14 protein-coding genes are annotated in these 12,675 nt (G+C 37.0%); 8 read left to right on the forward strand and 6 right to left on the reverse strand.

The window, feature by feature from the left end:
• Positions 1-15: 15 nt before the first annotated feature.
• A complete protein-coding gene (gene ureG / locus ACTWP4_RS08065; RefSeq protein ID WP_443128243.1) occupies positions 16-633 on the forward strand; it encodes an urease accessory protein UreG in 618 nt (205 codons plus the stop codon).
• Positions 634-1,401 carry an urease accessory protein UreD gene (locus tag ACTWP4_RS08070; RefSeq protein ID WP_443128244.1) on the forward strand — a complete coding sequence of 256 codons (768 nt, stop codon included), beginning with the start codon at positions 634-636 and terminating at the stop codon, positions 1,399-1,401. It abuts the gene before it with no gap.
• A gap of 789 nt (positions 1,402-2,190) precedes the next feature.
• On the opposite strand, the gene ACTWP4_RS08075 is transcribed toward ACTWP4_RS08070, so the two are convergent.
• Complete coding sequence (locus tag ACTWP4_RS08075; protein ID WP_443128245.1) at positions 2,191-2,646, reverse strand: DUF2269 family protein; 456 nt, start codon at positions 2,644-2,646, stop codon at positions 2,191-2,193.
• 103 nt (positions 2,647-2,749) lie between these two features.
• Positions 2,750-4,207: a Na+/H+ antiporter NhaC family protein gene (locus tag ACTWP4_RS08080; protein WP_443128246.1), complete on the reverse strand. Its 1,458-nt coding sequence runs from the start codon at positions 4,205-4,207 to the stop codon at positions 2,750-2,752.
• A gap of 224 nt (positions 4,208-4,431) precedes the next feature.
• Here ACTWP4_RS08080 and ACTWP4_RS08085 point away from each other — a divergent pair, with 224 nt between their 5' ends.
• Both ACTWP4_RS08085 and ACTWP4_RS08090 read left to right on the forward strand, forming a co-directional pair.
• The gene (locus tag ACTWP4_RS08085) at positions 4,432-5,430 is read left to right on the forward strand and encodes a permease (RefSeq protein ID WP_443128247.1); all 999 of its coding nucleotides are present in this window, start codon (positions 4,432-4,434) and stop codon (positions 5,428-5,430) included.
• A gap of 12 nt (positions 5,431-5,442) precedes the next feature.
• On the forward strand, positions 5,443-6,378 hold the full coding sequence (locus ACTWP4_RS08090) for a TIGR03943 family putative permease subunit (RefSeq protein ID WP_443128248.1): 936 nt from the start codon (positions 5,443-5,445) through the stop codon (positions 6,376-6,378).
• Between the two features lie 75 nt (positions 6,379-6,453).
• On the opposite strand, the gene ACTWP4_RS08095 is transcribed toward ACTWP4_RS08090, so the two are convergent.
• From ACTWP4_RS08095 to ACTWP4_RS08110, 4 genes are all read right to left on the reverse strand, one after another.
• Positions 6,454-6,885: a small multi-drug export protein gene (locus ACTWP4_RS08095; RefSeq protein WP_443128249.1), complete on the reverse strand. Its 432-nt coding sequence runs from the start codon at positions 6,883-6,885 to the stop codon at positions 6,454-6,456.
• A gap of 58 nt (positions 6,886-6,943) precedes the next feature.
• The gene (locus ACTWP4_RS08100; RefSeq protein WP_443128250.1) at positions 6,944-7,387 is read right to left on the reverse strand and encodes a flavodoxin domain-containing protein; all 444 of its coding nucleotides are present in this window, start codon (positions 7,385-7,387) and stop codon (positions 6,944-6,946) included.
• Between the two features lie 17 nt (positions 7,388-7,404).
• Positions 7,405-8,454: a ribonucleotide-diphosphate reductase subunit beta gene (locus tag ACTWP4_RS08105; protein ID WP_443128251.1), complete on the reverse strand. Its 1,050-nt coding sequence runs from the start codon at positions 8,452-8,454 to the stop codon at positions 7,405-7,407.
• A gap of 99 nt (positions 8,455-8,553) precedes the next feature.
• Entirely contained in the window at positions 8,554-10,842 is a 2,289-nt protein-coding gene (locus ACTWP4_RS08110; protein ID WP_443128252.1) for a ribonucleoside-diphosphate reductase subunit alpha, read from the reverse strand.
• A 471-nt stretch (positions 10,843-11,313) separates the two neighbouring features.
• On the opposite strand from ACTWP4_RS08110, the gene ACTWP4_RS08115 reads away from it, so the two are divergent.
• From ACTWP4_RS08115 to ACTWP4_RS08130, 4 genes are read left to right on the forward strand one after another with little or no spacing between them, the layout of a single operon-like run.
• Positions 11,314-11,790 carry an alpha/beta hydrolase gene (locus tag ACTWP4_RS08115; protein ID WP_443128303.1) on the forward strand — a complete coding sequence of 159 codons (477 nt, stop codon included), beginning with the start codon at positions 11,314-11,316 and terminating at the stop codon, positions 11,788-11,790.
• Positions 11,791-11,810: 20 nt separating this feature from the next.
• Positions 11,811-11,993, forward strand: coding sequence for a hypothetical protein (locus tag ACTWP4_RS08120; RefSeq protein ID WP_443128253.1), 183 nt, complete (start codon positions 11,811-11,813; stop codon positions 11,991-11,993).
• Positions 11,994-12,052: 59 nt separating this feature from the next.
• Positions 12,053-12,382, forward strand: a complete 330-nt coding sequence (gene csaA / locus ACTWP4_RS08125; RefSeq protein WP_443128254.1) for a chaperone CsaA — start codon at positions 12,053-12,055, stop codon at positions 12,380-12,382.
• A 36-nt stretch (positions 12,383-12,418) separates the two neighbouring features.
• Positions 12,419-12,607: a hypothetical protein gene (locus ACTWP4_RS08130; RefSeq protein WP_443128255.1), complete on the forward strand. Its 189-nt coding sequence runs from the start codon at positions 12,419-12,421 to the stop codon at positions 12,605-12,607.
• The last annotated feature ends 68 nt before the right edge of the window (positions 12,608-12,675 follow it).

Consider the following 12,675-nt stretch of genomic DNA (forward strand, 5'->3'; position numbering starts at 1 on the left):
GAAGGAGAATGTTATATGAAACCAGTTATAGTAGGGGTCGGAGGTCCAGTTGGATCTGGTAAAACCTCTCTCGTCGAAAAACTAACAAAAGAGATGGTTGATCAATATAGTGTCGCGGTTATTACCAATGATATCTACACGAAAGAAGATGCACAATTTTTGATCACACAAGGAATTTTGCCGGAAGATCGCATTATCGGTGTTGAAACAGGAGGATGCCCACACACTGCTATTCGCGAGGATGCTTCGATGAATTTTGAGGCAATTGATGAATTAAAACGTCGCTTCGATGATCTTGATATTATTCTCTTGGAAAGTGGGGGAGATAATTTATCGGCGACATTCAGCCCGGAGCTAGTAGATGGTTATATTTATGTGATTGATGTAGCGGAGGGTGGCGACATACCGAGAAAAGGAGGTCCAGGTGTAACGAGGTCAGACCTTTTACTCGTGAACAAAATTGATCTGGCGCCTTACGTGGAAGTAGATCTCAATAAAATGAAAATAGATGCGAAAGAAGCACGTAAAGAGCGCCCGTTTGTTTTTACTAATGTGAAAAAAGGTGATGGTATCCCTGAAGTAATTCAGTGGATTCAGCATGCCATGTTATTAGAAGGAAGCGAAGTATCGTAAATGGATGGAAAACTTGACCTTTATTTTGCATTGCGCAATCAGAAGACCATAATGAAAGATGTTTATTATCAACCACCTTTGAAAGCTAGTAGGGGTTTGTATGTCGATAACCCAGATGATATGACGGTTTATTTGATGGAATCATCAGGGGGACTTGTAGCTGGAGATACGAATGTATATAATGTTCGCTTAGACTCGGGTACCAATGTAACCTTGCATCCCCAGGCTGCGACCAAAGTGTATCCAGCTTATAACGGAAACCCGAGTAAACAACAAATCGATATCGAATTATCAGAACAAGCTTCATTGAGATGGAAGAGAGAAGAAGTGATTCCTTTTGCGGAAAGTGAATTCCACAGTCATACGAAGGTAAATATGAAAGAAAGTAGTCGCTTTTACTGGGAAGAAATTTTATATCCTGGACGGGAAAAACGAGGGGAACGGTTCACGTTTGATAAGTGCCATACACAGTTAGAAGTGTGGATGGAGGATGATTGCCTTGTTTATGACGGCTTGCGCTTTGAGCCGAGTAAACAAGATGTGAAGCATTTTGGGGTAATGGGAGATTTTCATTATATTGCAAGTGTCTGGTTAATAGATAAAGAAATAGAATTGGACGAAGAAATGTGGAATCATTCATCAGCGGATCACCAGGTAAGTATCACCAGATTGCGCAATTCCGGCTATTTAGTACGTTTTTTATCTAATGATTTACCACGAATCAAAAAAGAAATGGATCAATTGAGAAAGGAAGAGTCTGGGACATAAACATTATTCTCTACTCTAAAAACGAATGATGCATATATATTGATGCACACAAAGAGAATATTGTTCATTAACTATGTGGTCATTTTGAAATGATGCTTGGTGTTAAGCAAGCGCTCCGGCTGTCCGCTCCCCTTTCCACGGGATTTTCTCCTAAGCTAACTTTGGCAAGCAAAATACGCTTACCAAAGTGGATCTTAGGAGAAAATCATCCCGTAGGAGTTGAAGCGGACGGCCTCCGCTATATGAATACTCTACACCTTTAGCATGAAAAAACATGACGGCAATGATACTCTATAATTCAAGCAATAGAAGATTGCCATTGTTGAAATGAAAAGCAAAGACATTTACTGTCGCAAACGATCTACATTCTTATAAATTCGAAGAAAAACGCTGTTATGAATCACGTACTTACTTCAACAACTCAAACTGTTAGCTTCCTGCAAATATTGTAGAACCCTATCTAGTGGAGGCCGCCCACTTCAACTCCTCTGGGACCGTTTTACCTGAAGATCCACTTTTCTAAGCGGTTTTTGCTTGGAAAAGTTAGCTGAAGGAAAAACCCCACTGAAAGGGAAGTGGCAGCCGGAGCGTTTTTAGCAGTAAAAACATGTCAATATTACCACTTGATAAAAAATCAGTTCATACACATTATTCACCTCTTATGCATGAATGAAAAAAACAAACGATATCGAACACTATTCGATTAATCGTTTGGATTTTACTAATTATAAATTACTTCTGTCCCAGTCTCATCTTTTTTGGATATAAATCGAGATAAACAACAAATTATTAAAACGGTTTGGTAATCATCAGAAAAATAATGATTAACAGCAAAGTGTTTTCGATATATTCCGCTCTTAGCAGTTTCTGTACATTTACATGATAGGCTGCCGGAACTGTTTCAAGACTTGGATCAGTAATTAGTTCCTTAATTGGAGCCGAGAATTTCTTGAGAAGTGTTGGTCCCAATGAAAGAGCCACTAAGTAGAGAATCAGACTAGTAAGATACCATCCTTGCTGAAAAAGACTAGGATTAATCGCACCCATCAAAAATCCAGTTACTAATACAAGTGTTCCACCAATCATCACAAAAATATGTACTTTTGCTTTTAACGCAAAAGCCTGTCTGATTTCTGGCAGGCTTTTAGCAGATTTAACAATTGTAGTCAGGACAAACCCAGGCCCAATCCCGACAATTGCAGAAAAAATATGAATAATAACAAGTCCAGTATATATGGTTTGCATCCGATCACCTACTTACCCTTATTATAAAACAATAATACCACAATGTAATTAACAAATTTATGAACAAAAAAGACTTGGCTACAAAAATGCCAAGTCTTATCATTTATTTAGGTGGTTGTGTTAGTTCTTCACCATTTTTTCCTTGATAACGCAATCCCCATCCTGTTAATGCCGCAACTAGCATGACAATGACAAGGAACCAGCCTTGGAATACAAATGGAAAGACAGCTGTTGGAGAAACAATTGGTAGCCATTCGTATGTGTCTTGCATCATACTAATTGTGGACCAACCGAGCAACACTGGTGCTCCCCAAGGGAAAATATAACCTAAAGCAGAAGTGATAGCATCCAGCATGTTCGCACGGCGGTAACTGTGTATCTTATATTTTTCGCCTATTTCACGAACAAAAGGTGCTGCTGCAATTTCTGCGGCCGTGTTAATTGTAATCGCACTGTTTAATAAGGCAACGATAGCCCAAATCGAAATTTCAGCTCGTCGAACAGAGTTTTTAATCCATTTTACAAGTGTAGTGGTAATCACCTGCATCGTACCACCTAATCGTAATAAATGCGCAGCAGCTACAATTAATAAAATCAGAACAGCCATATTGATATAGCCGGTAATGCCATTAATAAGTGCACCTTCGACAATATTATCTGAATCGGGGTTAAAACGAATCACATCACTTAACGAACCTACTGGGAATAGTACAAGCATTACTATTGCTACTAAGATTCCCCACGTTAAAGAAGTGATGATATGATGACCGGATATAGCTAAAAACAGTACCACAACAAACGGTATAAGCATTAATAACCCATTCGGATTAGTAGAAGCCTCAATGCTTGACTGATTTGCCATTGAGCCACCGCCTCCAAAGATTACGAAGAGAATCAGTGTTGGAATAGCAGCCATAACTGCATATTTAAAACGACTTTTTACAACTCCTGGTACATCGGCATCTTGTGTTGTTGCCGATACAATTGTTGTATCTGAAACAGGGGCAAGGTTGTCCCCAAATACTGCTCCAGCAAGAATCGCTGCGAATAAAATGGTCGGGTCTGCTCCTGTTGCTACCCCAGCAGGAAACATCAAGGTACAAAAAGCGACCGTTGTACCATATCCAGTACCGACAGCAGTAGAAAATACGGCTGCTAATATGAATGTCAATCCGACAAAAAGACCACCTGTGAATCCAGTAATCATGCCGATCCAGACTAGACCTTCGACCAATCCTCCAACCTGCAATACTTGTGCAAACATTCCTGCATAAAACCAGGCAACCATTGCCACAACACCAATGGGTTGGGCTAGTCCGTCAAATAATCCCTGCGCATAATCTGCCCATTTACTTTTACAAAAAAATAACCCTAAGGTAATTCCCAAAATAGCACCAAGAACAAGGCCTATTTCAGAAGATAATTGTAATACACTAGTAGTGATTGCCCATATGACGAAAAATAATAAAGGAACCGCTGCGCCAAATGCGCCTAAGCGGAAATCCAGCTTGTTAATTGTTGAATTCCCTGTTGCACGTGATAATTCAGTATCTTGCTGCATAGAGATTTCCTCCTTCTCTAATATAAAAAAGCCTTTAATATTGTATCATATTTAAGTGACTAATAAATAAGATTTTTTTCTGTATGTGTCATCGTAATTTTATTGCATTAATATGAGAAGGTGATATATAATCGAAATGATTACGATTTATTTTGCGAGATGGATTCTAGAATTCTATTTATTACATAGATATAAGGGTAGATGACGACAAAAAGGAGTATATTATGAGAAAAAGTTTACCTTCGATGATTATTGATTCTGCTATTCTGTTTCTATTTGTGATGGTCGTATATGTTTTTGCCGTTAGTGACACCTTCTCCATTATGCAGTTACCTGATTCCTTTTATCATATGAATACTATCTTTTTAAGTATTTTGATAGAAGCATTACCGTTCGTATTAATAGGTGTAATTATTGCTGGGTTTATTCAAATATTTATAACAGAAGATCAGTTAAAAAAATGGATTCCTAAAAATAAATATGCCGCGGTCTTTATGAGTTGTGTCGTTGGTGGTCTTTTCCCTGCTTGTGAATGCGGGATTGTTCCGATTGTTAGAAGATTGATTGCCAAGGGTGTACCGATTTATGCAGGGGTAGGATTCTTATTAACAGGGCCATTAATCAATCCAATTGTGATTTTTTCTACGTATATGGCGTTCGGGAATGATTTAACAATTGCGCTGTTACGGATGGGAATAGGCTTTCTCATTGCACTTGTTATCGGAATTATCATCAGCTTTCTATTTCAAACTAATCAGCTGAAATCACAGACACCGACTGTATCCAGTTGTGAATCTGACTCTAGCACCCCATCTTTTTTAGAAAAAACGGGTAAAACATTATTACATGCAGTGGACGAATTTTTTGATATGGGAAAATATTTAATTATTGGTGCTTTTTTAGCTGCATGTGTACAAGTCTATGTCTCAACAAATTTGTTAGTTAGCATTGGAGATGGTCAAGTTACTTCTCTTATCGTTATGATGGGATTAGCGTATTTACTATCATTATGTTCTGAAGCAGATGCTTTTATCGGTGCATCATTCTCTAATATATTCCCGCAAGCATCTATTTTAGGTTTTCTCATTTATGGACCAATGATAGATTTAAAAAATACTTTTATGATGTTAAGTGTGTTTAAGACTAGATTTGTACTGATTTTTATTGGTATTGTGACGGTCACAGTTTTTATATTTATAAGCCTGTTACAAGTATTAAACTAAGGAGGCTGCCACATGAAAATAAATGGACAACAGCTACTACGTGCTATGATTCTTCTATTTTTCACTATCTTTATTTTTCGATTGCATGTTAGTGGAGACATATTAAAATTGATTAATCCAAAATATGAAACATTAAGTCAAATAGGTGCTTCTCTATTTCTATTGTTATTTCTGATTCAAATGCATCGGGTGTTTACATTTGGAGCAAAAGCTGAGCACCACCATCATCATGAGGAAGGTCATGCACATCATCATGATCATGGAGATCAACCGATGAATCTAAAAAAGGCCTTTAGTTATATTATTATCGTTTTTCCTATTATGACTGGTATGTTATTACCATTATCCAGTTTAGATGCATCGATTGCTAAAAATAAAGGAGCGACATTATCGATCACAAGTCAAACGGAAAAAGAGGGGATATCATTAGATGAAGAGTCTTCCCCACAGGAGAGTCCTTCAGGAGCGGAACAACCATCAGGTGATGATAACCCGATTGATCCGAATGTCTATAAAAATACAATTTCAAAAGCTGAATATGATCAGTTACGGTCGGATATATTGCAACAAACACATTTAGAAATGAATGAAACACTATTCTCCACATATTACCAAGAAATAATGGCAAATACAGAACAATTGCAAGGAACAAAGGTAACATTATCAGGATTTGTATATCGTGAGGAAGGATTTTCTCCACAACAATTAGTTATTGGTCGCTTTCTGATTACCCATTGTGTGGCAGATGCAGGATTAATTGGTTTTTTAACGGAATTCGATCAGGCAGTTAATATGGAAGATAATACTTGGCTAGAAGTTACAGGAACGATTCAATTAACAGACTACCAAGGTTCCCAAATACCTATTATTGATGTAACGGATGTGAAAACAATTGAAGAGCCAGATCAACCTTATGTATATCCGTTAAATATTGAGATCGTCGAATAAAGATGATTTGGTTCACATTCATTAACAGAAATTTTTGCGAGGCTGGGACAAATCACTTTTGTCCCAGCCTCTATGTTAATTCGTGAAAATGTCAAATCCTAATACCGTCAAAGTTCCAATTGCTAGTGACCAGGCACCGATACTAAATGTTGACCAAGCTAATGTTGCTTGTCTTGTTGCTCCAAGTGTCATGCCGATAAATGCTGCAATATGCGAGCCAACAAAGATCGGACCTAACATGACCATACCTGGAAGACCGTATTTATTCCATAATGTGCGTGCTTTATCTTCGCGTTTGGATTGCCTTTTTTCATTTCTTTTTGCTAGCCACTGTTTGCATTTATCGTATCCGATGATTAAGGCTAATATCGTTGCCATATTTCCGATGAATGCGACAAAAATAACGAGAAGGGGATTTAACCCTGATAAAATACCAAGCGGAATAACAAGAGCAATTTCAAACCATGGTACTGCTGCACCTAAAAAAATTAATAGATATTCTAACATTCTGTCATTCTCCTTTCATGAAAAAAGTTGATGTTTTTTACAACATCAACTTTTGAAGCTATGAAACTACTGCAAATTCACTTGCTATTCTATCACAGAATTTTTCACATCGGTGAAGATCTTCCTCTTGCGGTGTCAACTCTACTTTTAAAGTAACTGCAAGATTAGTTTGAACGTAAAGCATATCTCTAAAAATATCAACTGCTCCACAATAATAAGGATAGAAGCTATCGCCTGTTCCAAATACACCAGTGGTAATATGTTTTACCTCTTCATCTTCGAATGCTTCAAAGACTTCCTCCATTTCCATAGGCAGTTCCCCATTGTCCCATGAATAAGTTCCGATTGTGACGATATCATAGTTATGCAGCTGTTCCGGATGGAACTCATCAACAGGGATTAGGTCTGTATCGATATGATGTTTATTCATATTGTCACAAATGATTTCTGCTAGGGTAGAGGTATTACCTGTAACAGATGTATAAATAATCGCAGCTTTCATACTGACAAGCCTCCTTATTATAGTTCGTCGAAGCCGTTAGATGATGATACTTTCGTATAAGTACGAGATTTTTGCTCGAAAAAGTCTGATTTGGTTTCATTCATCATTTCATCACTGAAGACATGAATCCATTCCATTGGGTTATCACGTTCAGGATAATAATTATCCAAGCCGATTTGGCGGAAACGTTTGTTAGCTAAATACTCTACATAGCCATGGAATTCATCAAGATCAATACCTTCAATATCTTTTAAAATGTAATCCGCCCATTCTTTTTCCAGCTGTACTGCTTTATCAACTGTTTGATAAACATATTGAATATTTTCCTCGGTATTAAGCTCTGGATTTTCAGTAAGCAAAATTCGGACGAACTGTGAAACGAAATAAGCGTGCTGCATTTCGTCACGTTGAATGTAGCTAATCATTGTACTTGTTTTTAACATTTTCTGCTGACGCGCCAAATGATAGAAAAAAGCAAACCCTGCATAAAAATAGATACCTTCTAAATTAATAGAGTTAATAGCCAACTCAAATAAACGTTGTGGTGTCGGATTTTCACGGAACGCTTCATAGCTATCCAAAATCAACTGATTTCTTTTGCGAACCATCGGATCTTCCTTTGCCTGGTCAAAACGTTCATTTTGTTCACGCAAAGGCACAAGCGAACTCAAAATATAGGAGTAGGACTCATTGTGCACTGCTTCTTGCTGTGAAATAACAGCGAAAATTGCTTTAAAGCTAGAATCTGTTACATAGTCCATCACATGTGTCATCGTCGGTGTCTGCAGGCTGTCAAGTGATGCCAGTTGTGTATTAATACGTAAGAAAACATCTTTTTCCGTTTCGGATAAGTTATCCCATTGCTTGATGTCATCTTGCATATTGATTTCTTGTGCTTTCCAAAAGTTTGCCAATAATGTTTGATATAAGTCATACATTTGTGGATAGGCAATGTCGTTCCAGTTTAATAGTCCTGAAGATTCACCGTTAATAATGCCAGTTGCTTTATTCGGATAGGTTGGGTTTAATAGTTTGATTTTTGTTAGAGATTGATTGACTTGTGTCATGTCTAGGTCCTCCCACATAGGATAAAAATATTGAAGTGGATACCGAAAGCAGACATTCTGCAACGGCATCCGGTAAATGGTTTATATCACTTTTCTTACTTAACTATGGCATGCTTCACATTCTTCGATTTCCGTTTGAGAAGTACTGCGAACATAGTACGTTGTTTTCAGACGGTTTTCCCATGCAGCGATGTGTAAGTTTAATAATTCTTTCGCTTTAATATCATGACGTACATAGAAGTTAAAACTAATCGCCTGGTCAATATGACGTTGTCTTTTCGCGTTTTGTTTAATACTCCATACTTGATCCAACTCATGACGTGCACGGCGGTAGTAGTTGTATGTCACATGATCTAAATCAGGTGCTGTCACTTTAAATTTAAAGTTTTTCTTTTCTTCCGCAAATTCCACCGCGTATAATGGGTCAATACCATCAGTGGAACCACCGATTTTTGCTGTAGAAGAGTTTGGTGCCACAGCCATTAACCAACCATTGCGAATACCGTTAGCTGCCACATCTTTGCGTAATTGGTTCCAGCGGTCTGAATGATAGTCTCTTCTGTCAAAATAAACTCCTGTTTGCCATTCAGAGTCTTCAAATTCTGAGTAGGCACCTTTTTCTTTTGCTAATTCCATTGATGCTTTAATAGTGTAATAGGCAATATCTTCGTAAACTTTATCTGCGTATGCAACAGCTTCTTCTGATTCCCAATGTATGCTCTCTAATGCAAGCAGGTGATGCCAGCCAAAAGTACCGAGACCAACTGCACGATATTTTTTGTTAGTGACTTGCGCTTGACCAACTGAAATCGTATTTAAATCAATAACATTGTCTAACATTCGAACTTGTATAGAAATTAAGCGATCCAATACTTCTTCACGTACTGCATTTGGTAAGTTAATCGATGATAAGTTACATACGACAAAATCACCTGGTTTACGAACGATTACAATGTTACCTTCTTCATCTTGGTATTCTTTTGAAATCGTAGTTGGTGACATGTTTTGGGCAATTTCGGTACATAAGTTACTGCAATAAATAGATGTTTTCCCGATACCACGTTTATGTTTGTTAGGGTTTTGACGGTTTACTTCATCACGATAGAACATATATGGTGTTCCAGTTTCTAATTGGGCAATCATAATACGAGCCATAATATCCATTGCACGGTAAGTTTTTCTAGGAAGTAACGGGTGGTTCACAGCTTCCCAGTACTTTTCCGTAAAATATTTGTTATCTTCTTCATCATAAAAATCCTCAAGTCCGAGAGGATTACCATTTTCGTCTTTCCAGCCCATGATTTGCTTCACTTGGTGTGGACAGAATGTATGCCATTCACCAATACTTTTTCCTTGAGCATCTGTTTCTTGTAATTGCTCCATAAATAAATCAGGAATAACAACACCTGTAAAAATATCATGTGCTTTACGACGCTCATCACCGTTGTTTGTTTTTAAGTCTAAGAAACCGTTCATAATGTCTTTATGGAAAACGTCCAAATAGATTGCAACGGCCCCTTGGCGCTGACCTAATTGATCAACACTGACTGCTGTATCGTTCACTAAGCGAATCCATGGTACAACACCAGATGAATTGCCTTTGAATTTTTTAATATCTGAACCTAATGCACGAACCTTACCGTAATAGATACCAATTCCGCCGCCGTCTTTGCTGAGACGGGCGATATCCCAGTTATTTAAATAAATCCCGTCTAAGGAATCATCTACAGTGTCGATAAAGCAGGAAGACAGCTGGCCATAGCTTTTACCTGCATTAGATAAAGTTGGTGTAGCGACAGTCATATACAGATTACTTAATGCCCAATAAGCTTCCTTCACTAATTCAATCCGTTTTTCCGGTGCTTCGTTTTGCATTAAGGTCATGGCAATAATCATAAATCGTTCTTGGGGTAGCTCAAATAAGTTGCGGTCATGATCTCTTGCTAAATAGCGGTCTGCTAAAAGAAAAAGTCCTATGTAATTGAAAAGCGAATCCTTTTCTGGATCAATTGCCTTCTCTAGCTGATTAATTTCATCTTTGCTATAATGAGTAAGGATGTCAGCACTGTAAATGCCCTTATCAGTTAGTAACTGAATTAATTGATGTAAGTCACCATATTTCAGAGCTGGGTCATACTCACGATTTTGAGCTGCTTCTCCATATAATTGGTTCAAATGAAAATGAGCTGCAACAAAAGTCCATTTCGGCTGATCCATGGAGATACGGTTTAATGAATAGAATAATGCTTCTTGTGTAGTGTCTTTGTCAGATTTTGTAGATTCTTCGATACGTAGTTGTATATCTTTCGTATCTAATCCATATTTTTCTTCTGCTTCTTGTAATGCTTTTGTCACTGATTGTTTAATAGATTTAACTTCTGTAGTCATGAAAAAACCTCCAAATACATAATAAAAGCGCTCATTAAGGAGCGGTAATATGCTAAAATATATATGTAATAAACTGAACTGCGAAAAATCAGATTTTCACAGTGTTGATGTCGTGAATACAATATATTGATGTTTGCGTCTTGTTGATTATCTATATATTGTATTTTATCTTATAAGTAGATTTTTGACAACTAAAAAATTTTCTTAAAAATAGTTAGATTCTAGTTAGTCTATTACACAAAAGTTGATGTAGAGAGGTCTCATTTATCTGATTAGGACCTTAGTAGCAAATTTGATAAACTACTTTTATAGTAAATGAATAGTTAAAAAATGGTATCATAAAAATATTATCGAAATATGACATTAAAGGGAGTAGATATATGAGTTTTTTTACTACGAAGGATGGCTATCAGCATTATTATAAAGAATATACTGCTGAATCTAGTCAGACTATCATGACTACTCCATGGTATTTTTGAAAATTATCGTTATTTAGCACCACTTGCTGAATACCTATCAGAGAAAAATATGGCGACAGTTTATACACCAGATTTGCGAGGTTATGGAGATCATGCCATTCAAAAAGGTGATATTGATTACATAGGACAACATGAAAGTGATTTAGAGTCATTTATTCAATTTACAAAAGAAAAACATCCACAGTCAAGGCTAGTTCTAGCTGGTCACTCGGCTGGCGGTGGTACAGTACTCAGAAGTATTTCCCATACTTGCTCCCAATATATTGATCAATTTTTGTTATTGGCGCCATTTGTCCATCATAGTGCACCTACGATCCCAAAGAATAATGAAAAAGGATATGGAAAAGCTCTTATGGGAAGGCTTGTGCCATTGTTCATTCTAAATGGATTTAAAATAACAAATTGGAACCATTCGGTTGTGTATCAAAATCATAAACCTAAGAAAAAAGGCATGGCTCTGGAACATTAGAACTGAGTTACAGGCTGTTTGTGTCTAGCTATCCTGCCGATTATAAAAAAGTAATCTCTAATATTTCGAAACCGACGATGTTACTTGTGGGAAGCGATGATGAGGAATTTATTGCTGACGCTTATCAACCATTATTTCAAGCTAATAGTCAAATGGATGTTTCGGTTATAAAAGATGCTAATCATGAATGGTATTTTAAGTGATGCTACAGCATTTACAGAAATAGAACAGTGGATAAGAAATAATAACTGAGGTGATGATAATGGCTACGTTTGAGGATTTTACCAAGTTAGATTTAAGAATTGGAACAGTAATTGAAGCAGAAGATTTTAAAGAAGCAAGGAAACCAGCGATTAAGTTAAAAATCGATTTTGGTGAGATTGGTGTAAAACAATCGTCAGCACAAATCACCAAAAGATATGATCCGAAGCAATTAATCGGACGACAAGTTGCAGCAGTAGTTAATTTTCCACCACTACGCATTGCCGGCTTTAAATCAGAAGTATTGGTATTAGGTGGAGTACCTGGAGCAGATGATGTAGTATTGCTCAAACCAGATGAAACAGTGGAAAACGGTACAAAAATATCATAAAAAGATTATCAATAAGCACTTAGGAGAGTGATGAAAATGGATAGAAAGATGAACTCCTTACAAGTATTATTCACATCATTTTTTGTTCTCATTGTGCTAGCGGTATTTATTTTTCTAGTCCCTGATTTTAATTATAAATCCATTACCTTTATCATTTTAGGAGGTGTTTCAACCTTTATAGGTGGGAGGTTGTCGTTTTTAATTATTAAAGATATAAGGTCATAAGGATGTAAGGTATAATTAGCCAAAAGACACTCACGTGTATTACGCGGGTGTCTTTTTTTGTAGGCATA

Source organism: Gracilibacillus sp. D59, from assembly GCF_052246695.1.
Taxonomy (GTDB): Bacteria; Bacillota; Bacilli; order Bacillales; family Amphibacillaceae; genus Gracilibacillus.

What these genes read in the sequence shown, in the direction of transcription:
- ureG (WP_443128243.1), top strand. Translation starts at nt 16, where the DNA reads ATGAAACCAGTTATAGTAGGGGTCGGAGGTCCAGTTGGATCTGGTAAA.
- ACTWP4_RS08070 (WP_443128244.1), top strand. Translation starts at nt 634, where the DNA reads ATGGATGGAAAACTTGACCTTTATTTTGCATTGCGCAATCAGAAGACC.
- ACTWP4_RS08075 (WP_443128245.1), bottom strand. Translation starts at nt 2,646, where the DNA reads ATGCAAACCATATATACTGGACTTGTTATTATTCATATTTTTTCTGCA.
- ACTWP4_RS08080 (WP_443128246.1), bottom strand. Translation starts at nt 4,207, where the DNA reads ATGCAGCAAGATACTGAATTATCACGTGCAACAGGGAATTCAACAATT.
- ACTWP4_RS08085 (WP_443128247.1), top strand. Translation starts at nt 4,432, where the DNA reads ATGAGAAAAAGTTTACCTTCGATGATTATTGATTCTGCTATTCTGTTT.
- ACTWP4_RS08090 (WP_443128248.1), top strand. Translation starts at nt 5,443, where the DNA reads ATGAAAATAAATGGACAACAGCTACTACGTGCTATGATTCTTCTATTT.
- ACTWP4_RS08095 (WP_443128249.1), bottom strand. Translation starts at nt 6,885, where the DNA reads ATGTTAGAATATCTATTAATTTTTTTAGGTGCAGCAGTACCATGGTTT.
- ACTWP4_RS08100 (WP_443128250.1), bottom strand. Translation starts at nt 7,387, where the DNA reads ATGAAAGCTGCGATTATTTATACATCTGTTACAGGTAATACCTCTACC.
- ACTWP4_RS08105 (WP_443128251.1), bottom strand. Translation starts at nt 8,454, where the DNA reads ATGACACAAGTCAATCAATCTCTAACAAAAATCAAACTATTAAACCCA.
- ACTWP4_RS08110 (WP_443128252.1), bottom strand. Translation starts at nt 10,842, where the DNA reads ATGACTACAGAAGTTAAATCTATTAAACAATCAGTGACAAAAGCATTA.
- csaA (WP_443128254.1), top strand. Translation starts at nt 12,053, where the DNA reads ATGGCTACGTTTGAGGATTTTACCAAGTTAGATTTAAGAATTGGAACA.
- ACTWP4_RS08130 (WP_443128255.1), top strand. Translation starts at nt 12,419, where the DNA reads ATGGATAGAAAGATGAACTCCTTACAAGTATTATTCACATCATTTTTT.